This is a genomic window from Pseudomonas sp. 21LCFQ02 (assembly GCF_024129895.2).
Lineage (GTDB): Bacteria > Pseudomonadota > Gammaproteobacteria > Pseudomonadales > Pseudomonadaceae > Aquipseudomonas.
Window position 1 is genome coordinate 5,005,188 of sequence record NZ_CM178749.1, and the last position, 21,439, is coordinate 5,026,626.

General features: G+C 55.6%; 16 protein-coding genes and 1 pseudogene. 11 read left to right on the forward strand and 6 right to left on the reverse strand.

Annotated elements, in window-relative coordinates:
• Positions 1 to 591: 591 nt before the first annotated feature.
• From NJC40_RS22610 to NJC40_RS22635, 6 genes are all read left to right on the forward strand, one after another.
• Complete coding sequence (locus NJC40_RS22610) at positions 592 to 1,251, forward strand: ThuA domain-containing protein (RefSeq protein ID WP_253143011.1); 660 nt, start codon at positions 592 to 594, stop codon at positions 1,249 to 1,251.
• A gap of 93 nt (positions 1,252 to 1,344) precedes the next feature.
• Positions 1,345 to 3,132, forward strand: a complete 1,788-nt coding sequence (locus tag NJC40_RS22615; protein ID WP_180688484.1) for a thiamine pyrophosphate-binding protein — start codon at positions 1,345 to 1,347, stop codon at positions 3,130 to 3,132.
• A gap of 22 nt (positions 3,133 to 3,154) precedes the next feature.
• Positions 3,155 to 4,747 carry an FAD-dependent oxidoreductase gene (locus NJC40_RS22620; RefSeq protein WP_253143010.1) on the forward strand — a complete coding sequence of 531 codons (1,593 nt, stop codon included), beginning with the start codon at positions 3,155 to 3,157 and terminating at the stop codon, positions 4,745 to 4,747.
• Positions 4,748 to 4,824: 77 nt separating this feature from the next.
• Complete coding sequence (locus NJC40_RS22625; RefSeq protein ID WP_492180414.1) at positions 4,825 to 6,075, forward strand: MFS transporter; 1,251 nt, start codon at positions 4,825 to 4,827, stop codon at positions 6,073 to 6,075.
• A 123-nt stretch (positions 6,076 to 6,198) separates the two neighbouring features.
• Positions 6,199 to 7,422, forward strand: a complete 1,224-nt coding sequence (locus NJC40_RS22630; protein WP_253143008.1) for a maltoporin — start codon at positions 6,199 to 6,201, stop codon at positions 7,420 to 7,422.
• Between the two features lie 71 nt (positions 7,423 to 7,493).
• Entirely contained in the window at positions 7,494 to 7,886 is a 393-nt protein-coding gene (locus tag NJC40_RS22635; protein WP_253143007.1) for a GlcG/HbpS family heme-binding protein, read from the forward strand.
• Positions 7,887 to 8,235: 349 nt separating this feature from the next.
• Here the strand turns inward: NJC40_RS22635 and NJC40_RS22640 are convergent.
• From NJC40_RS22640 to NJC40_RS22650, 3 genes and pseudogenes are all read right to left on the reverse strand, one after another.
• Positions 8,236 to 9,309, reverse strand: a pseudogene (locus NJC40_RS22640) (IS630 family transposase).
• A 76-nt stretch (positions 9,310 to 9,385) separates the two neighbouring features.
• Positions 9,386 to 10,729 (reverse strand): putative bifunctional diguanylate cyclase/phosphodiesterase, encoded by a 1,344-nt coding sequence (locus NJC40_RS22645; RefSeq protein ID WP_253142528.1) that lies wholly within the window; start codon positions 10,727 to 10,729, stop codon positions 9,386 to 9,388.
• A gap of 1,021 nt (positions 10,730 to 11,750) precedes the next feature.
• Positions 11,751 to 12,209, reverse strand: coding sequence for a winged helix-turn-helix transcriptional regulator (locus NJC40_RS22650; protein WP_253142529.1), 459 nt, complete (start codon positions 12,207 to 12,209; stop codon positions 11,751 to 11,753).
• Positions 12,210 to 12,305: 96 nt separating this feature from the next.
• Here NJC40_RS22650 and NJC40_RS22655 point away from each other — a divergent pair, with 96 nt between their 5' ends.
• Positions 12,306 to 13,253, forward strand: coding sequence for an aromatic alcohol reductase (locus NJC40_RS22655; RefSeq protein ID WP_253142530.1), 948 nt, complete (start codon positions 12,306 to 12,308; stop codon positions 13,251 to 13,253).
• Between the two features lie 306 nt (positions 13,254 to 13,559).
• Here NJC40_RS22655 and ybiA read toward each other — a convergent pair whose 3' ends face one another.
• The 3 genes from ybiA to NJC40_RS22670 all read right to left on the reverse strand — a co-directional run bounded on the left by ybiA (position 13,560) and on the right by NJC40_RS22670 (position 18,260).
• Complete coding sequence (gene ybiA, locus NJC40_RS22660) at positions 13,560 to 14,123, reverse strand: riboflavin biosynthesis intermediates N-glycosidase (RefSeq protein WP_253142531.1); 564 nt, start codon at positions 14,121 to 14,123, stop codon at positions 13,560 to 13,562.
• Between the two features lie 222 nt (positions 14,124 to 14,345).
• Positions 14,346 to 16,685: a GAF domain-containing hybrid sensor histidine kinase/response regulator gene (locus NJC40_RS22665; protein ID WP_290447756.1), complete on the reverse strand. Its 2,340-nt coding sequence runs from the start codon at positions 16,683 to 16,685 to the stop codon at positions 14,346 to 14,348.
• Between the two features lie 618 nt (positions 16,686 to 17,303).
• Positions 17,304 to 18,260 carry a LysR family transcriptional regulator gene (locus NJC40_RS22670; RefSeq protein WP_253142533.1) on the reverse strand — a complete coding sequence of 319 codons (957 nt, stop codon included), beginning with the start codon at positions 18,258 to 18,260 and terminating at the stop codon, positions 17,304 to 17,306.
• A 393-nt stretch (positions 18,261 to 18,653) separates the two neighbouring features.
• Here NJC40_RS22670 and NJC40_RS22675 point away from each other — a divergent pair, with 393 nt between their 5' ends.
• The 4 genes from NJC40_RS22675 (at position 18,654) to NJC40_RS22690 (ending at position 21,204) form a co-directional block, all read left to right on the forward strand.
• Positions 18,654 to 19,388 (forward strand): putative quinol monooxygenase, encoded by a 735-nt coding sequence (locus NJC40_RS22675; protein WP_253142534.1) that lies wholly within the window; start codon positions 18,654 to 18,656, stop codon positions 19,386 to 19,388.
• A gap of 133 nt (positions 19,389 to 19,521) precedes the next feature.
• The gene (locus NJC40_RS22680) at positions 19,522 to 19,872 is read left to right on the forward strand and encodes a DUF1330 domain-containing protein (RefSeq protein WP_253142535.1); all 351 of its coding nucleotides are present in this window, start codon (positions 19,522 to 19,524) and stop codon (positions 19,870 to 19,872) included.
• Between the two features lie 83 nt (positions 19,873 to 19,955).
• Positions 19,956 to 20,450: a (R)-mandelonitrile lyase gene (locus tag NJC40_RS22685; RefSeq protein WP_253142536.1), complete on the forward strand. Its 495-nt coding sequence runs from the start codon at positions 19,956 to 19,958 to the stop codon at positions 20,448 to 20,450.
• Positions 20,419 to 21,204, forward strand: coding sequence for a carboxymuconolactone decarboxylase family protein (locus tag NJC40_RS22690; RefSeq protein ID WP_253142537.1), 786 nt, complete (start codon positions 20,419 to 20,421; stop codon positions 21,202 to 21,204). The genes NJC40_RS22685 and NJC40_RS22690 overlap by 32 nt, the downstream gene beginning before the upstream one ends.
• Positions 21,205 to 21,439 lie beyond the last annotated feature (235 nt).

Sequence of the window (21,439 nt, forward strand, 5' to 3'; positions counted from 1 at the left end):
CAAATTTGATGCTTCACTGCTAGAGGTATGCGCCCAATCGAGGCCCCGACCTTTTGTCGTGTGCGGGTATTGACAACCTCAAAACGCGTGTTACCTTGTGCTCACAGGTTATACGAATAACCACCCAAACAAGAAAAGAGGCTGCTTATGTCTAGCGCCCAAACGCTGAACGTACTAGCTCAGCGAAATCATCAAGCGAGATGCATGCCGTCACTAGCTCTTCGGCTCACATCCCAGCTATTTCTTAGATTCACTGCCCATAAAGCCCGAAATGCGTCGATGCGTCGGAGCCATAGTGCCGAGACCCAGACCAACTCAGCTGTATTAACGGCTAGGAACGCCTTTACCTGGAGTTTAAGTGCGCAGTGAAATCATCGTTAGATAAACCCCCTACTTTGAACGCAAGATACACAGCAATCATTTCGCTCGCTGTGACAATGTAGGCAGGTAAAGGCTCACCCGAAGTTATCCCTCGAATTTGTTTCGATGACTTCGTGCAGCCGCAATAAAGGCAAGTCAATAGCTGAGAATTCTGTCGATGTTTCATCGACGGCTGCTCTTCGTCAAAAAATAAATACTGGAGGTATAACCGTGACTCGTGCTCTCTATCTTTACGGCGGCTGGCCTGGACATTACCCATACGAAATCGCTGGCTGGGCTCGCGAGCTCTTCAAGGAGTTGGACGTTGAGGTGGAAGAGTCCACCGATATCTTCACCCTGGATCGTGACCTGAAGAGTTATGACCTGATCATCATCGGATGGAACAACGCTGTTACCACCGAAACCCTGACAGCTTCGCAGGAAAAGCATCTCTCGGAAGCAGTCGAAAGCGGCGTGGGCCTTGTTGGCTGGCACGGCGCAGGAGCGGCATTCCGCGCAAGTCTGAAATATCACTTCATGCTGGGCGGCTCCTTCCTTGAGCATCCGGCTGGCGAAGGTTACCCACACCCGTACATGGTCAATTTCATCGACCGTGATCACGAGGTGACCCAAGGCGTTGAAGATTTTGAGGTTCGCTCCGAGCAGTACTACATGCAGGTAGACCCAAACATACACGTCCTGGCTGAAACCACTTTTGATGGCAACCCCATGCCATGGCTTAAAGGTCACCGAAGCCCAGTTGCTTGGGTTCGTAACTGGGGCGAGGGCCGAGTGTTCTATCACTCGATCGGCCACGACACCAGCAATCTCGCCGACCCAAATATTCGTCGCCTCACTAAGCAGGGCTTGGTGTGGGCAGCGCGTAAGTAAGTACCTGACCGGTAATTCGAGATCTTCAGGGTTACTCCACGCGGTTTCCCTGAAGAGCGTTTAGTGAAACCCTCCAACTAGGAGCGATGCAACATGCCTAAACTCACAGGCAGCCAAGTGGTTGCCCAAACACTAAAAAATTACGGCGTCGAGTACGTTGCCGGCATTCCTGGGCACGGCATCTGGACGTTGATGGACGCCTTCATGGAAGAGGAGTCCAAACTCCGCTTCATTCAGGTTTTCCATGAACAAAGTGCCGTGCACCTAGCCGACGGCTTCTACCGTGTTTCGGGCAAACCAATGGCTGCAATCACATCGATTGGCGCCGGTGCGAGCAACACCGTCATCGGTATGGCGACCGCCTACACCGACTCGACCAGTTGCATGCTGATCACCGGTGGCCCACCCACTCACATGCGTGGCCATGGCTTGCTGCAGGAGTTGGAGCGCTACACGGACAACGACTTCCCGAAAATCGCCGAAGCAGTATCCAAGCGGCACTGGGTTGCCACTCGCACCGAAGAGATGCCGTTCATCATGCACCGGGCTTTCAGCTCTATGCTGACCGGTCGTCCCGGCCCTGTTCACATCGAAATCCCGATGGACGTACAGGCTGAAGCGGCTGAAGTGACTCTGCACGACCTGCAAGAGCGCATTCCCGTTGGTAAGGTCTACCCAGATCCGAAAGCCATCAAGCGCGCGGCCGAAGTGCTGCGAGAGGCTAAGCGTCCAATGATCGTTATCGGTGGCGGCGTTATCACTGCCGAAGCATTTGACGAAGTTGTAGCACTGGCTGAAACCTGGAAAATCCCAGTCGTTACGACTTGGAACGGTAAAGGTGGCTTCCCAGAAGACCACGCGCTGTTCGCAGGTAGTGTTGGCCAGACCGGCACGCTCTGCGGCAACAAGATGGCATCGAGTGCTGACGTGATCCTGGCAGTAGGCTGCCGATTCACTGACTGGTCGTCTTCGAGCTACGCCCAAGGCGTAACATTCTCGATCCCACCAGGACGCCTGATTCACATCGATATCGATCCGCATGAGATCGGCAAAAACTACCCAGTTGCTGTCGGTATCGTTTCGGACGCGAAGTACGCTCTGGCGCACATTGTTGAAGAGCTGAAAGACGAAACTGTTGATCGCACCGAGTACCTGCAAGATCTGAAAGAGAATCAGGACTTGTGGGAAGCCAAGCTGGCTACCCGACGCGACTCTGATCGCTTCCCGTTCACCTCACAGCGTCCTCTGGGCGCTCTGCGTAAGATCTTCCCGCGTGACACCATCGTTGTGGTGGGTTCCGGCAATGCGCAGGGCGCAGTGAAGCAGACCTTCCCTGTTTACTCTCCGCGCACCCACCTAACCTCGGGTGGCTTCTCCTCGATGGGTTGGGCTGTACCTGCAGCAATCGGCGCCAAATTGGCAGCTCCGAATCAGCCAGTTGTGTGCATTCTGGGTGACGGCGACTTCCTGATGAACTCTCAAGAAATCGCCATCTGCAAAACCAACGACATCCCTGTTGTTTTCATCATTCAGAACAACGCAGGCTACATGTCGATTCGTGGCGGCCAGCGCAAGCAGACGGATCGACACATCGGTAGCGAGTTCAACACCCCTGATGGCAAGCCTTACTCCCCGGACTACGAGGCATTGGGCAAGGCGTTCGGCCTGAAGTCCTTCTGCGTTCGCAGCAACGATGAGCTGGAGCCAATCCTTCAAGAAGCCTTGGAGTCCAATGAGGCTGTTCTGATCGAGATTCCAACCGACCGTGACGCGGCAGGCCCGTGGGTACCAGGCTGGTGGGACTTCCCAGTTCCAGAGTACATCACCGACGAACGTCAGGATGAGTACTGGGAACTGCGCAACAAAGAACAGCACCTGTAACTAAAACTGAGGCATGCAGGAAATGAGTACTGAAGTGTTAAACACTCATTCAGAGCAAGCCCGTTTGGAAGGAGCGCCGGCCCGCCGGCGCTCCAATCCAACCGTGAAGCCTGATGAAAATGGTGTAGTGACCTGCGATGTGCTGATCATCGGATCCGGCATGGGAGGCTCCACATTTGCTCATGCTCTGATCAAGAAAGGGCTCGATGTCCTGGTCGTAGAGCGCGGAGATTTCCTTCCTCGTGAAACCGAAAACTGGAGTGCGGAAGCTGTTTTCGGTGAAGGCCGCTACAGGAACGCGGAACAGTGGCTGGACAGAGATAACAAGCCTTTCTCGCCAGGCGTATTCTATTACGTAGGTGGCAATACCAAATTTTATGGCGCAATGCTGCCGCGCTTCCGGGAGGTAGACTTCTCGGATGTGAAGCATGCAGAAGGTGTCGCGCCAGGCTGGCCAATCAGCTACGCGGAATTGGAGCCATACTATTGCCAAGCCGAGCAGCTCTATAAAGTGCACGGTAATGCAGGCCAAGACCCCAGCGAGCCATGGCGGTCGCAACCATACCCTTGGCCAGGACTTCAGCACGATCCTGCACTGCTCTCGCTAGAGAAAGTGATGAAAGATGACGGACTGTCGCCTTTCGTAATGCCGGCTGCTGTTGACTACGGCGAGGATCGCGCCTGCGTGCTCTGCTCTACGTGCGACGGTTACCCATGCTTGCTTGAAGCCAAAGGCGACGCCGAGATTTCGACCTTGCGTCCAGCGTTGGAGTCAGGCGCCAGGCTGATGGTAGGCACCAAAATCGACAAGCTCGTGACCAGTAAAGACGGAAAGCGGGTTACTGAAGCTTTAGGTATCCAGGACGGTCAACCGGTCAGAATTCTGGCTAATCGTATCGCGCTCGCATGTGGCGCGGTTAACAGCGCAGCCCTGCTTTTCCGTTCAAAGACCGAGCAGCATCCTACCGGCCTTGGTAATAGCTCTGACCAACTAGGTCGGAACTACATGGTGCATAACAGCACGTTCATGATCGCTGTTGACCCACTGCACACCAACAAGGTGAAGTTCCAAAAAACCCTGGCTATTAACGATTGGTACTCGGCAGGCCGTCACAACACATTCCCGTTGGGGAATGTGCAAATGCTCGGCAAGATTCGAGAGCCAATGATCACGCCAATGCGGCCATGGATTCCGAAGATTGTCTCTCGGTTCATCACCGGCCACAGCGTTGACCTTTATCTGACCTCTGAAGATATTCCAACACAGGACAATCGCGTGGAATACGATGAAAAACGTGATTCCATCAAGGTTCATTGGACGCCTAACAATCTCAGTGCTCATGATCAGCTGGTTGAAAAAACCACTGCAATCATGAAAAAAGCTGGTTTCCCAGTTGTACTGACCGAGCGTATGGGCATCGCGACAAACTCTCACCAATGTGGTACTGCGGTAATGGGTACTGACCCGAAGAAAAGTGTTCTTGACCCTAACTGCAAAATGCATGACCTGGACAACGTATGGATCGTTGACAGCTCATCATTCCCCTCTTCAGCAGCAGTTAACCCTGCGCTGACAATTGCGGCAAATGCGCTAAGGATAGCGGATAAATTTTAATAAAAATGCCATCCATTTTTTACAAACGGATGACACCCCGACCTTAACCGACAGGAACGTGTTAAAAAATGAATAACATGAACAATAGCCTTGTCACCCCTCGAATTAGAAGGGCTCGTGTTGCTACCGTTGCGGGCTTTATGATTCTTGGGGCCATGATGTACATCTGGTCTACTGGCGTATCAGCATTTCGTCACCACATGGGACTTAATGGTGACCTCGGCGACGCCAACTTTGGCATGATCGCGTTTGGTATTGGTGTTGGCAGTGCGGTTGGTTCGTTCATCGTTGGCATGTTCCTGGACAGGTTTGGTGCCAAAAAAGTTATCCTTACAACCGCAATTGCGTACCCGCTCTCGATCATCCCGATGGGCTACGCCACCGACGTTTACTTTGCGTTGAGCTTCGGGGTTGTCTTGGGATTGCTTCGTGGTGCTGCAGACACTGCGTACAACACCCATGGTGTGCAGGTAGAGCGTTTCTACCAGCGCTCGATCATGACCACATTCCACGCGGCCTACTCCTTAGGTGGCTTCGTTCTCGGCATGGCGGGTAGTGGGTTTGCGGCACGTTACACCGAAAGTGCCGCCGTCCCATTCACTGTTCTGGGCGTGCTGTTACTCGCAATCGGCATCATTTCCAGCGTCTTCATGCTCGATCAGCATGAGGTAGTTCCAGAGGCAGCTACTGATGCGAAGGGAGCCAAACCGGCCAGCTCCGCTTCGCTTGGCGTGATCGCGCTGATGGTGGGGTTCGGTATCCTGTTGCTCGGCAGCATGGTTGGTGAAGGGGCTGTCGCCGACTGGGGCCAAGAGTATGGACGTCGTGTTCTTGGTGTCACCGCTGCCGATGCTGGTGTTGCCGTTTCGGTCTTCATCGGGGCGCAGTTCATTGGTCGAGTGATTGGCGACCGTCTCGCAGCGCTGATCGGCGCAGTTCGTCTCGTATTCCTGAGCGCTGTCATCGCCATCGCTGGTCTGATTCTGATCGTAGTCGTCAATACAGAGTTCGCGGGCCTAGTTGGCTTTGCAATGTTCGGCCTGGGTCTTGCCAGCATCGCACCGCTCATGCTGTCCAGCGCTGGTCGTAAAGACCCGGCCAACGCAGGACGCAACATCGGCATCGTGAACTGCATTGGTTATTCAGGCATGCTTATCGGGCCGGCAGCCATTGCTCTCGTTGTCAGTACCTTCGGCATCGACAAACTGCTCTACTTCCCGATTGTCCTCCTCATCCCGCTCGCCGTATTCGGCCCAGCATTGATGAAACAAGGTCGCTCGAGCAATTCCTCGCTTCAAACCCCCATCAGCGAACACAAAGTAAGCTGATTCTTTGGGGCTGCCTGCTCGGGCAGCCCCTTTTCCTACACCATCTAATCAATAAAAGCAGTAGTCAAACGAATTCCTGAACAATCACTACCTGCCATAAAACATATAATAAAGGAAACATTCATGCTCAATAGCAAGAAGCTAGGGCTTTCGGCTGCACTCAGTATATTATCTCCGCTTGCAGCAGAAGCACTCGAGTTTAATGGTTATCTTCGTAGTGGTATTGGCGGTGCGACCTCTGGCGGAACTCAGTCATGTTTTCAGTTGCCAGGTGCACCCACAAAATACCGTTTAGGTAACGAATGCGAGCAGTACGCCGAATTCGGAGTCCGCCACGACCTTGCCACACTAGATGATGGGTCGGTTCTTAGCGTCGAGGGGATGGCCGCCCTACAAAATCAGTATGGGCACACTCCGAAGTTTTCAGATGACTACGGATACGCTCGGATAGTTCAAGCCTACGCCGAGTGGAGCAAAGTCCCACAACTCAATAATGGTTCCTTGTGGGCGGGCCGTCGCTTTTACAAGCGCAATGATATACACATCTCAGATTTTTACTATTGGGATCAAAGTGGCACCGGCGCAGGCATTGAAGATTTCGAACTCGGCGGCCTAAAATACAGTTACGCATTCTCCAGGAAGGATAACGTCTTTCAAAAGGACTACACCAACCGACACGACTTCAATATAGGCGGTATCAACACAAACCCCGGCGGCGAGCTTGAGTTTGGCGTAAGCTATATCGAAGATCCGGATCGTGGTGATACCCACAGCGGATGGGCGGTCACTGTCCAGCATCGCCAGAGCGATGTACTCGGTGGAAAAGCCAACACCGTAGCAATCCAGCATGGCCAGGGCCCAGGCACCAGTTTAGGTTACACAGGGAACGTGGAGCTCGAGCGCAGCAACCGAAGCTGGCGAGCCTTGGATTATTTTGACTGGCAAATCACTCCTCGGTTCGGCGGCCAGTTCCAGGTTGTAGCTCAGCGAGATTATCGCGACGGTGGGGAAAAACAGGATTGGGTATCAGTGGGCGTCAGACCTGTTTATGCGATCTCCGATCAGTTAAAGCTCATTGCGGAAATCGGCCACGACCAGATTGATGCCGCCGATGGCACTCGGAAGCTGAGCAAATTCACCGTGGCCCCTACCTGGTCTCCCAAAGGGTCTGGTTTCTGGGATAGACCAGAAATCCGACTGTACTACACCTACGCGAAGTGGAACCGAGCCGCCCAACAGGCTGCAAATGAAATGGATGAAGGATCTGCACTTTCGTCTACTGGAGCGTTCAATAGCTCCCGCCACGGCAGCAATTTTGGTGTTCAGGTTGAATACTGGTGGGAATGAACGATGCGGTTCAATTTGGTGCCCGCACCTTCACCACCCTGATATAAACGCCAACTACGCGGAAAATAGATATGCATTCATCAATCGCTCAACTTATTGTTCAACGGACTGAAGCAATTGCAAGCCGCAGTGGCCACCAAGTGTGCATCTCGGTGGTGGATGCGTCGGGTCTTCAAGCTGCATTTCTTCGTATGGACGATGCCATCCCTGGTGCTATCGACATAGCTGTAAAAAAGGCCCGCACTGCAGCCCTGTTTCGGACAGATAGTACGTCCATCGGTCGAGAGGCTCGTCCAGATGGGGCAATCTATACCCTCGAGGCAACGAATGGCGGCCTCATAAGCTTTGGTGGGGGCGTTGTAATACTAGACGAGCAAGGAAGGACTATAGGGGGGCTTGGCGTTTCTGGGGCACCTGTTGAAGTTGACCAAGCAATTGCTCTGGAAGCTGTAGGCAGACAGTGACGTTTCTGCGGTTAACCATGAGAGACCAGGTTAATCTCCTGGTCTTCTCCACGTATCATAGTACCGCATGCAACGAGGCATTCTCGGATAGACTTCAACCGTTACCCATCCGAAGATTTTTCGCTAATTCATGAACGGCTTCAACGTGAATGCTCTTCAACAACGAGCCATTGAATAGTGACGCAAGCACTTCAGTGCCAGCCGACCTCGCCGCCTCCACCGAGCTTGAGACCCGCTAGCACCAGTGCCCAATGCTTCTCGATTAGCTCCGCGAAGCCGGGGCAGACATCCGGAAACAGAAAGCGACACACGCCCCCCTAGTGTGGTGTTTCACAAGTAGGGCGAAAAACTACTTACCCAATGCTTTTGCTGCACGCGCTACGGAACCCAGGATCTCGTTCGCTTTTTTGTGCCAGCGAAATGGCTTCGGATTCTGGTTGTAGGTTTCCAGGTAGTACTCGATTGAGGCCTCTAAATCCTTCACGCTGACATGAGCCTGGCGCTTGATCCATTTCTCGCTCAGTGTTGAGAAGAAACGCTCCACCAGATTCATCCATGAGGCAGACGTGGGGGTGAAATGGATGCTGTAACGAGGACGTGCGGCCAGCCACGCTTTGACCTTGTCGGTCTTGTGCGTTGCGTAGTTGTCCATAATCAGATGGATCGGCACATCGCTCGGTACCGAGGCATCTACCTCTTTGAGAAACGATAGAAATTCGACACTGCGATGTTGGCGCTTTAACCGACCAATGACTTCGCCCGTTGCTACATCCAGAGCCGCAAACAGAGAAGTCGTCCCATGGCGCTTGTAATCGTGCGTGCGTGTCGCAGGATTTCCAAGCGCTAAAGGCAGCCCTGGTTGTGTGCGGTTCAACGCCTGGATCTGACTTTTCTCATCAACACATAACACCAGTGCTCTCTCAGGCGGGTTCAAATAAAGGCCCACGATGTCCTGCACTTTGTCGACGAAAAGCGGATCGGTAGAAAGCTTGAAGGTTTTCTACAGGTGAGGTTTGATCCCGAAGGCATGCCAGATACGCATCACGCTAGCCGGAGATATTCCTGTTTCCCGACTCATTTGCCGGGTACTCCAATGGCTGGCGTCTTCGGGTTTGCTCTTCAGAACCTGATCAACCACCTTCTGCACTTGTTCATCACTGATTGTGCGCGGACGGCCCGAACGATGCTCATCATTCAGGCCAATCAGCCCCCATTTTGAAAAGCGCGTCCGCCACCGCGAGACTACGTCCTTGCTGACGTTGAGGCGCTGGGCAATGGCATTTCCAGATTCGCCCTCTGCGCATGCCAGGATAATTTCGGCACGAACGCAGGCATCCTGCGCGCCCTTACGCTGTTTAACGCGGCGTAGAAGCTCGGCTTTTTCGGCTTCAGACAAGACAATGACAGTCGCTGGTCGGCCCATATAAATGCTCAGCTCTCACGAGTGGGTTTCAAATGAGCATAGACCATATTTTCATTGGTACTTGTGAAACACCACACTAAGGCTGAGCCAGCGTCGGTGAATGCGCCTCCAGAAACTCATCCGCCGCAATCGGCCGCCCGAACAGATAACCCTGGAACACCTCGCAGCCCAGTGCTCTCAAGCATTCACTTTGCGGCCGGGTTTCGACCCCTTCAGCGATGGTCGATGCGCCAAGAATTCCCGCAATTTCGATAATCTTTCTCACCAATTCTCGCTTGCTTGGGTCCTTCTCAATGTCATGGACAAATAACTGATCAATTTTCAACTCATCCAGTGGCAGCGCTTGCAGCAATGACAGTGAAGAAAAGCCCGTGCCGAAATCGTCCAGCGACCAGCTAATGCCATCGTCGCGCAGCGCGTTCATTTTTGCAGCGATCAACCCAAGGTCGCCGGTAAACACCGACTCGGTAATTTCCAGGCACAGCCGGTTGGCTGGGACACCGACCTTGTGCAAGACAGCCCTCACATCTGCAACGAACGATTTGGACGTCAGTTGCAAGGGGCTGACATTGACCGACAGCGTCCACTGATCGACACCCGGCAGCCTGGACCAGGCTTTCAAGTGCCAACAGGCCTGCTCCAGAACCATCAACCCCATTTCATGAATAAGGCCGGTTTCTTCTGCCAGGCGGATAAAGGTAGCGGGCGACTGGATGCCGTGGCCGGGCCGGTCCCAGCGCAACAGCACTTCCGCGCCGATCACGCGCCCATCGGATGACACCTGGGGTTGCAAGTAAGCACACAGCTCGCGCTGCGCAACCGCTCGGGCCAGCGCCGTGTATTGGTCGACCTTCGCGCCAAGGTCCTCACGAAAGATCGTCAGGACACCCACCGTCAGCACCATGGCAGTCAGGGTGTTCAGGTCATGGCCCAGTTGACGGATAGTGGCGGGTAACAGCTCAAGGTCCTGACCAAAGCTCACCTCACTGAGTTCCAGAACAGCGAGCGCGCTAAAGCAGGCGCCCGGAAACAGCCAGCGCAGGTAAAAGCGCTCACTGCGAAACAGGAAGAACGTTGCAATGCCGATCGGCATGAAGAACAGGTGCGTAGACCTGCCGACCGCAGTTGTTGGCGCATCGGCAAAGCTGGCGAACAGGGTCAGGACCAGCAGCACATGAACAACGATGCCTAGCGACACGTGCTCGGGCGTCTTCGCCAGATACAGACACGCCAACCCTAGCGCCATTAGAGCAAACAAGACCACGGCCAACACGCTCATGCCCTGGGTTGAGTAATAGCTCCCCCACGCCAGGCCATGCAGCACACACGCACCACCACCGAAGCGCAAAAGCCGCTGGATACGCGGCCATTGAGCGGTATCTGGAAACTTTGGCTTCGCCAGCTCGCTATTTGACCTCAAGCGAATATCTTTCACACCGGCCCCTTGTCACTGTAATGCAATTGGCACACCCCATCTTCTGCCAGAAAAATAGTAGTCGTAATCAGCACCAGCAAGTAAAACCCGGCAGCATATCCGCCTGCACAGCGGTGCTGCCTGTTCATCCTGGCAATAGCCGTGTGGCCATTTTGATTTGTCGGTTCATTGTTCGACTCTTCAGACTGAGCGGCATGGACGTGCCAACGGGTTCGGTCACGGCTCTGTGAGCCAGAAAGCTCGACGCCAGGCATTACATATATGTGCCTGCAACGTGACAGAGAGGTTTATCCAGGATTAAACACTCCACATGGACCGCAGCCATCGCCAAATTGCACTGTTGCCCATGCAGGCTGTCAGCACCTGCGTATGCCGTTGCATAAGCGCAGGACAGCACGTCCCAGCCGCTGTTGGGCGGGTCTTCCAAGCAGATCAGGGCCGGGCCGGAATCAGACTGCGGAGTTGATGCAGGTGGCTCGGGTATACGCTTTTTCATGCTCAATCTCCGCAATCAGGTGCTATCACCAACCTCTCGCGGCCAAGCAATGAGGTGACAACTGTACAAGGGTTGGCCGACCGGGATGCGGAAGAACCCGGCACACCGAAGAGCGTACGGTGTACAGCGGGCGTAATGTGCAGGCCATGGCCGATAACACCCGCGCCAACATTCACGCACTGTCGTTGCGCAAATCAAGGCGTCCAAGCCCCGTACCGATCTGCGCGACGGGAGCCAGCCTAGTGAGCGAATCGGGCAGGCGCAAGCGGTCGGCATTCTCTCGGAAATTTCACTCAAACAAAAGAGAGACCTCTTGCAATCAAGCTGCAGATTCGACAGAAATCGCCACGTAGCTGACCGCGTTTTCCGGATTGGAAGCCACAGTGCCTTAGTGGATCTTCGCCTATCTCAAGGATGTATGGACGCGGTTGCCAACACACAAGGCCAGTGCGATTGGCCTGTGACTACCCCTCAATGGGCACAGGGCATCTAAAAAGCGCTGAGCAATACTTAGTCAGATGCCTCTGGGTCTGGCACTGCCGGTGTTGGTATTTGCCATGCGGGCTTTTTTTCACCCTGACTATCGAAAATACGCCGTGCCTTGCGAAAATCCTCAACGTTCTCGACAACCCAAGTCCAGATAGGGGACATGCGAATCAACAGCCCCCTACCCAGCGGCGTCAGCTCATACTCGACACGTGGCGGAACTTCACCGAACTCCCGCCGAACCACCAGGCCATCGCGCTCCATCGAGCGTAACGTCTTGGTCAACATCCGTTGGGTCACCCCGCTCATCTGCCTCTTTATTTCGGCATGACGCATGGTGCCATACACCCCCAAGGCATGCAGAATACCTAACGACCAGCGGCTACCTGCGTGAGCAAGCACTTCCCGCCTGACGCCATCATCGTCTTCTCTAAGCGTGCGGCAGATAGTCTCTGCCTGGCGAAGAGCTTCCTGATCGGACAATTCTATTTCTGGTATCACAGGTGTGCCTTCTTACGAGCGTTGCCTAATCGTGCAAGCATTTGGTCATCTTACAGGCAACAAGTCTCAGGAGAAATCATGACCGGAGTGACCCAGTTCCCCCCCCAATCCATTCTCGTTCTAGGCGCCGGTGAGCTTGGGCTGCCGGTTTTGCGTAATCTTGCGCGAGTAGCCGAGCGAGCGCCCGGTTCCACAATCAGCGTCCTGCTCAGGGATTCGACCATCAGCACTCAGGTGCCCGAGAAAAAGGCCGAAATCGATGAGCTTCGGGCCCTCGGCGTCCAGATGGTGGCCGCTGACCTCGTAAATGACTCAATCGATCAACTGTCTGAAGTATTCGCACGTTTCGATACCGTAATAGGCTGTGCAGGTATGGTTGCAGGCCGGGAAACACCGATGAAGCTGGCTACCGCTGCACTCAAGTCCGGTGTGAAGCGCTACTTCCCGTGGCAGTTTGGTGTCGACTTCGAGGTAATCGGTCGGGGCAGTCCTCAGGACCTGTTCGATGCTCAGCTTGATGTACGCGAATTGCTTCGAGGCCAGGATAAAACTGAATGGGTAATCATCTCGACAGGTATGTTCACCAGTTTCCTTTTCGAGCCTGTATTCGAGGTGGTTGACTTCGAAAACGACACCGTGAACGCGCTGGGCAGTCTTGAGACCAGCGTGACGCTTACGACCCCGGAAGACATTGGTGCATTGACAGCGGAAATCGTTTTCTTCGAACCTCGCTTGCGCAATCAGATTGTGTACCTCTCGGGAGATACAGTGACGTACGCAGAGGTTGCGAGCCTCCTTGAACGTGTATTGGGCCGCCCGTTTAAACGTAACGTATGGACTGTTGCGTACTTGCTCCAGGAATTGGAGAAAGACCCAACGCATCACATCAAAAAGTACCGCGCTGTATTCGCTCAGGGCAGAGGTGTGGCTTGGCCTAAAACAGGCACCTTCAATGCACGACAGTCGATTCAAGTCACGACTGCTGAGGAGTGGGCGCGGACCAATCTGCCAACCTCTTCGGCCTAACGGCAATCGCTGAATGAACGCTCGCGCGCTGAGAGTTGACCCGCTAAAACGACTATCAGTCTGATAAAGGCGCTGATGAGCGAAACAAAAACGCGGGTCTCGGGGCGGGTAACCCGCAACGGCCGGATCTTATCCGCTCCACTTACCGAGGTCTGAGGCGCTCCAAAACCGCCCACTATCGAGTTTGCTCAGCGCAAAGGGCGAGCCAAAGCGCGTTAATCAAACGCTTGCCATGGACTCGCGCCCGAGCCGGTTTTCAACGCAGCGATGGCAACGCAGGTAGTTTTTAGAGATGCCTGAAGATCACTACCTTGCGGCTGAGATGCTGCCCCCGTCGCGCACCTGCATCAGTGCAAAACCCAGCAGGTTCAACCCTTTCCATAGGTTTGGATTGTTCGCATCCGCGTTGTCCTGTGCAAGCCCTATACCCCAGATGTTATCAACCGGGCTGGCTTCGACAATAACGCGCGACCCCGTTTGCAGAAGATATTCCATTAACTGCGAATTCTGAGAAAACTTGGCCTGGTTTGCTCGAACGACGATGTCGTATCGGTGTTGCAGCCAAACCTCATTACCAAACCCGCGCACCTTACGGCCTAGTGCTTTGGCGGCATTGGGAGTAGGCGCGTTCAGCACCTGCTCAAGAATGTCCTGATCGTCGAACAGGGTCGCTTTCTCGGCCATCATGAAGTGTTCGGCCGTTGGATAATATTGGCCTTCGACCGTAAACCCGGCCTCGAACCATTGGCTGAAGCACGAAGCCGTGACGGCAGCTTTGCTGCGCTGGTGCCCCCAGAAAAACAAAAAGCTCAGGGGCTCTCCCGAGTTGAAACGGACGCACAGTTCTTTCAGATGTTCAGAGTCGTTCAATGAGATAACCTCGCCAACTGAAGATCGAAGCTACACTTTTTTCACCACCGCGTCGCGCTCACTTGTTTTGGACGGGAAACGAGCCTGAATCATAGGCATGGCATTCGTTGGCTGGCTGGCGATATGCGCTCGATCTTCGAGGCCCTCTACAACGCCTGAAGCAGCCGCCGCGATGAAGAACGTCGACAATGAAATAGCTGACGCTCGTGACCTGAGCCCCCACTACCGCTCAAGTTGAGACAAACTTAATGCAAGCTCGTCTTTGCGAAATGGCTTGGTCAGTCGCGGAAGGCCGGGATCGAGCCCCTCTCTTTCGGCATAACCCGAAACAAGCAGGATCGACACTCCAGGCCTGATGTCGCGGATCAAACCGGCCAACACGGTGCCGCTAATACCGGGCATGAGGTGATCGGTTACGAGCAGATCCAGTGGCTGCCCAGTTGAAACCAATTCCATCGCTTCCTCGCCAGACGCGGCCTCAATTACGCGGTAGCCAAGCTCGGCCAGCATGTACGAAGTGCTTGCACGCACCACGTCTTCGTCATCTACCAACAGCGCGATCCCGCGTGTCGATCGTGGCTCCGAAGTTTCGATGATACGCACCGTTGTTGTCGGCACTGTCATGCTGCGTGGAAGCCACAACTCTACGTTCGTCCCAAAGCCTGGCGAGCTGCGCAGAGTCAGCGCACCGTTCAACTGTAATGCCAGTCCGTGCACCATTGAAAGCCCTAGGCCAGTCCCTTTGCCGACGCCCTTGGTGGAAAAGAACGGTTCAACCGCCCGGGCGAGTGTTGCTGCATCCATGCCGATGCCGGTGTCCGCCACGGACAGACACAAGTACTCGCCTGTCGCCAGTCTGGAGCGATGCCCCGGCTCGACCCATTCGGTGCTGGCCGAGATACGCATCGTTCCGCCCTCCAACATCGCGTCGCGCGCATTGACGGAAAGATTGAGGAGTGCCATTTCCAGCTGGTTCAGATCTGCAATCGCTGCCGGGAGATTCTCCGGTGAATCCACGACGACTTTGATTTGAGGGCCAGTGGTACTGGACACAAGATCGCCCATATCGCGCACCAACTTCGCCACGTCGACTGGAACCGGTTGCAAGGGTTGACGGCGGGCGAATGCAAGCAACCTTTGCACTAGCGTCTTGGCGCGCTCGGCTGATTGCATCGCCCCAGCGATGAGCCGTTTCTCACGCTCGCCCCCTTCACCTCGTCGTTGGAGCAAGTCGAGCGTACCGACAATCGGTGTAAGCAGGTTGTTGAAGTCATGGGCGACACCGCCAGTAAGCTGACCCATCGCCTCCATCTTCTGACTCTGCCGCAGCGCCTTCTGAGCTTCTTCGCGCTCGGCGATGGCCTGAGAGACCCGCCCTTCGAGGGTGGCATTGAGCTCGCGCAGTTCTTCCTCGGCAGCCTTGCGGTCGGTGATCTCGATAGCCGTGCCGGTCACGCGCAGACAGCGCCCGGCTGCATCGAACACGCCCCGACCTTTTGCCGCTACCCAGCGAACAATGCCGTCCTCCCGACCAACCGTACGGTAGTCAACGTCGTAAAGCGCGCGATGCTCAGGATCGATAGCGGCGGTAAAAGCTTCAATCGTCGCGTCACGATCCTCGGGGTGCAAGCCATCGTAGAAGTCCTGCAGCGTGACGGGGACGTCAGCCGATATGCCGAACATCGCTTTGGTCTGCGAAGGCCAGACCAGCGTGTTCTGCACGAAATCCACGTCCCAGAACCCCACGTCGGCGTGGTCAACCGCGAGTCGCAGCCTGGCCTCACTGCGGCGAGTCTCGGCATCCGCACGAGCACGATGCACGACGAGTGCGACTGTCTGTGCGACGAAGTCGATGATTTCAGTGTCGCCGGGCGTTGGCTCACGCATCTCGGGGTGGTGCATGACGAAAGCACCGAGTAGTGCGCCCTGCGCGGAGCGGATCGGAATTGACCAGCAGACTTGCAGACCTTGTTTCATGGCCAACGCGCGAAGCTCGACCCAGAGCGGCCCACTCGATATTTCGGGAAGGTTAGTCAGTGGGTCGAACAACGCGTCGGCAGTGCAGGCGTTCGTATGTGCTTTGAGGGTAATGTCTTTAACGCTTTCGTTATAAGCGCCAGGAAGGCTAGGCCCTGCCCAGTGTTCCAACTGCTGGCCAGCTTCATCCAGCAGCATGATGCTTCCCAGGAACCGGGCTGAAGACAGCGCTTCCATCTCGCGGACAATGGCATCCAGCGTGATGCTGAGTGCAGTGTCTTCGACAGCCAGTTCCAGAATGCGGGTTTGCGCAGCCCCGATGGCCATCGCGCGGTTACGCGCCTGGGTAAGCCGAGCATTCTCGATGGCAATTGTTGCAAGGCGCGCCAAACTCTCCAGCCGCATAACGGTGTCGCCACCATGGTCACCGACCGCCGACCAATATGCTCCGAGCGCCGCGACCGGAACAGGCCTGCCTATGGGCACCATGACCAGGCTGCGGACAAACGTCGGCGCATAAGCATCTTGCGGGATGCGCGGATCATCCCAGACGTCACGAATCGCGACAGTCTCACCGTGATGCATAACCCAACCCGAAATACAGTGGTCGGCCTGGAAGGTCTGACCTTGCCAAAGCGGGGAGTCCGCATCTTCCGCAACATAGGAACAACGCCCTGCGTCTTCAATAACAACCGCGATGCCTTCTGCCCCTACCGCCGCGCGTGCGGTGTCTCGCAGTACGGCTACAACTTCGTCCACTGACCGTGCCGTGCTCAGTCGCTCACTTGCATTGAGCAAGTGGGAGAGACGGCCCTCATTGTTTTTATCCACTGAAACGGTCGACAAGCAGATCTCCCAACGTAGGCCACAGAGACATTTCCGTGGGTGAATCCAAGATGCAGTTGATCCAAGAGGTGCTACAGGGCGAACCTCTGATCGGAGTCCAATTGAGTGTCTCAGAAATGTTACGGTTTGCCATGACTGTCTATCGGAACATCTCAACTTTATGCCATATGCCTGGAGATAAAGCCTCAAGCCTATTCACGGCCCCACGTCTGGATGACTGAAGTAGTGGATCTTCGCCGTGGCCGAATAAGAGCTACTTGGTGCACGAAAGCACCTATGAAAGTCAGGGCGATCCACTGATGGGCAGATGCGCTAATGGCCACCATGGACAAGATAAACCGTAGATGGGGAATGGCCTCAGGCTACATAGGATTCCAGCGCGCCCAGCGGGATATGTAGCAACTGATCGTCGGCCAGTGCCTCCAGCAGGTAGTCCAAGGTGGCGCGGACGCGCGGGGCAATCAGCGCACGGTGGGGATACTGGATCGCCAGCTCGTAGCCACCTGGATGATGGTAGCGATGCAATAGAATCTTCAGGCGACCCTCTTGCAGGCTGCGCCATGCGAGGTGCACGGCTACTTGAGCGATGCCGATGCCATCGCACGCAGCCTGAACGATTGCTTCCGGCGCGGAGAGCGTGGCCACCGCCGAATCCGCAGGGTCGAAGGTGACGACACTGTTGTCATCGGCGCGCAAAGGCCAGGGCGAAACGCATCCACCCAGAAAGCGCCTTGCGATCAGCCGGTGTTCTCTGAGTTCCTCGGGCGATCGAGGCACTCCATGCCGAGCGAGATACTCAGGTGAAGCAGCGATGGCGACATTCAGGCGGCAGATTGGTCGTGATATCAGCGCCGAGTCCGGAAGGTTACCGCCTCGGATCGCGAGGTCATAACCATCACGGACAAGATCAATGACCCGGTCGTCGAAATCTACGTCGACCGACAGACCTGGGTGTCGTGCCAACAGGCCAGGCAGCACTGGCAACACGTGGCCGCGACCGAACGCCGAGCTGGTCGATAGGCGAACCCGTCCGTTCGGCCCCAGACGCTGGGAGGCGACGGTTTCCACCGCAGTGTCGAGCGCTTCGAGGGCAACGCGTGCCTGTCGGAGAAAGGCAGTACCTTCGTCAGTGAGCTGTAGCGTGCGCGTGGTGCGGTTCATCAGGCGCACGCATAGGTCCTTCTCGAGGTTTGCCACGTTCTTACTGATCGCCGCCGAGCTTACGCCCAGCAACCGGCCTGCCGCCGAAAAACTGCCGGCGTCGACCGCGTGCACGAATGACAGGATCGCGCGAACGCGTTGAGAAGAGTCCATATATCCTCGCTTCAGCTAGCGACATCCTACACAGATTATCAACTCCCAGTTGAAGACCCTTCAACCCTGGCCTGGGTTTTTGTTATGACTGAGGCTCGCCAGAATGGCCTTCATCAATAGAGCAGAAGGATGATCGCCAATGTCGGCAGCTCTTGTGAGCATCGTTTATGACAGCGGATTCGGTCACCCGCGCAAGACTGTGGCCAAGGATGTTGACCGAGTTTCCGGCTTGACGGCACAGCTGAGCACCGCCGGTGGAGACACTCCTTGCAGGTGTCGGCCAAGAGCCACTCGATCATTTTCAATTCGGCGCGCACCTCTCCCGCGCCATTCTCGATGGGTGAGCCGCAGTAGTTTGTCCCGAAGCTGCGTTGTTGACGAAGGTAAACCCACATGAATCTCAGCAGAGCACTATTGACCATGACAACGATGCTGACGGCACAGATCGCGCTCGCACATCCTGTGGTGCATATGTCGGAACTCAGGATCGATGCTGCACAAGCACAGGCATTTGATGCGGCCGGACGGCACAACATGCTGCACTCGCTGCGCGAGGAGCCTGGCGTGCTGGCGATGCATGCCGTTGCAAGCCTGGATCGACCAGGGGTGGTGTATATGTTTGAGGTCTACAGCGGTGAGGCCGCCTACAAGCACCACGTCGAAACCATGCATTACAAGGGTTTCGTCGACACGACCTGGTCATTGGTCGGCAGCCAGCAATCAATCGCAACCGAGCCAGTGTTCCTTGTGGAGAAGCCTGCATCGTTATCAGTGGTGCAGCGTGGTCGGACGCCAGAAACCCGCATCGTTGAAGTTACGGTCAGGCGCGAGAACCTTGATGCGTTCCGTCGCATCGTGACCGCGGGGATGCGCGAGTCGATGAAGGTCGAGCCTGGCGTGCTGGCGATGTACGCCGTAACTCGCAAAGATCACCCAGAGCAGTGGATATTCTTCGAGATCTACGCCAGTGCCGATGCCTATGCGTCGCATCGAAAAACGCCGCACTTCATGGAATACCTGCGCCTGACTGGTGACATGCTGGTCGACAAGGGGCATATCGAGGTTGAGAACATCGCGCTGCATAGCCGCGGCGGTTTGCACGTCGACTCAACGGCGCCGAACAAGTAGACGCCAGATGACCTGACACATAGAGGACTCGCTATGCTCTTGCAGAATGAACACCCACACCGCAGACCTGCATCTCCCTCTCGCAGGGTTCGCGCACGTGCCTTCACGCTCGCATCGTTGGCCTGCTTGACGCTTGCTTCGATACAGGCCAGCGCAAAGCCCCCCCACCACCCAGGATGAATCTGCGCCCGCCTACTATGTTGCCGAGTTCGAAGCGACTGATCCTGACGGTATCAAGCCCTATAGTGCGCAAGTCGAGAAAACGTTCACCCCTTTCGGTGGCAGCTTCGTCATCCGCGCAGGAGTACTAGATGTGAAAGAAGGTTTCGGCGCGCAGGGACGTCTGGTTGCGATTCGTTTTCCGAGCCTGGCGCAAGCTCAGGCTTGGTACGAATCCCCGTCCTACCAGGCCATTATTCCGATCCGCCACCGCTCCGGAAACACGAGGACTTACATCGTCGAAGGATTACCCGGCTCCAGGTAACGGCAGCGTTCCTGTCCCGGACGCAGTGGCCACTGGCAATGGTCGCTGGCCGAATCTCACATTGAACGAATAGAGGAAGAAGCATGAACCAACAGACTTACAAGGTGGTGCTTTGTACTGCCGTTCTTTATCTCGGAGCAGCCAGTGCCGATAGCGATGCCCAACGTGTGCAGCAAATCATCCGGGGTGGTGAGCAAACGTCCATCGCCGGATCTGAGCAGTTTTTCACCGGCCGGGTTCGGATTGATCCCATTTGGCCAGCCGACGAGCACATCAGTGCATCCGGTGCTTTGGTTACGTTCGAGCCGGGTGCCAGGTCGGCTTGGCATACCCATCCGGCGGGACAAAGACTGGTGGTGTCCTCTGGCGTAGGCCTGACCCAGGAGTGGGGCAAGCCGATTCAGGTCGTTCGTCCCGGAGATGTGGTTTGGTGTCCGCCTGGCGTCAAGCATTGGCATGGGGCTGCGCCGACGACAGCCATGTCGCACATCGCAGTGACCGCCACATTGAATGGCCAAAACGTCGACTGGATGGAGAAGGTAAGCGATGAGCAGTATGGCCAGCCCCGTGAAGATTAAATTCGGCGTACTCGTCGCGGTATTGACTACCGCATTGACGGCAAGTGCCTCAGTTCAAATCGCTATCGCTCAGGAGAATAAAAGTATGAGCTCGCCTACCACGGCCAACGTCAGTGAAGCCCTCAGCGTGCACCAGCAGGCCATCGTTGCCGTTGCGGCGTTTGCCGCCTTGGGCGACATCTCCCGTCTCGGCACGTCTCTCAATGCCGGGCTGGATGCCGGCTTGACCATTAGCGATGCCCGTGAGGTGTTGGTGCAGTTATATGCCTATGCCGGCTTTCCGCGCAGCCTGAATGCACTTGCCGAGCTGAAGAGGGTTGTGGATGAGCGCAAGGCTAATGGCAAAAAGGATGCTCTGGGCCGCGAACCGAGCAAGCCCGCGCTTAAAGGTGACGCCCTGATTGCTGCAGGGACCGTGAACCAGACGGCGCTTTCTGGCGCGCCAGTTGAAGGACCTCTGTTCGACTTTGCCCCAGTTGCCAACGAGTACCTGAGAGCACACCTTTTCGGGGACATTTTTGAGCGAGACAACCTCGACTGGCAGAGCCGTGAGCTCGCGACAGTCAGCATGCTCTCCACCTTGCCCGGTGCCGAGTCGCAGTTACAGGCACACATGCGCATGAGCATGAATACCGGCGTAAGCGCAGCTCAGCTACGCGAACTCGTCCAGGTGCTGGCAGCGAAGGTGAGTGACGAAACATCTCAGAGAGCACTCCAGGCCTTGGAGCAGCACCTTGCCAGTAGAACGCCTTGACGGTGCCTGCTAGGTGACGGTCTGGTGCTGCCTGCCGTATAGGGCTTACCGCCTCTTGTGGCCGCTCTTGGCCATGAACTGCCTCCACCAACGGCAGTTTCGGGTCGAAAGCGGCCTATCGCCAATGACCGCTAACGACCCGAAGCGCACGGTCGCTGATGTCGGGTATCGGCCAGAAACGATCTAATGTAAGTCAAGTCCCAGCGCCAAACCTTTGGTTTTTATACAATTGTGA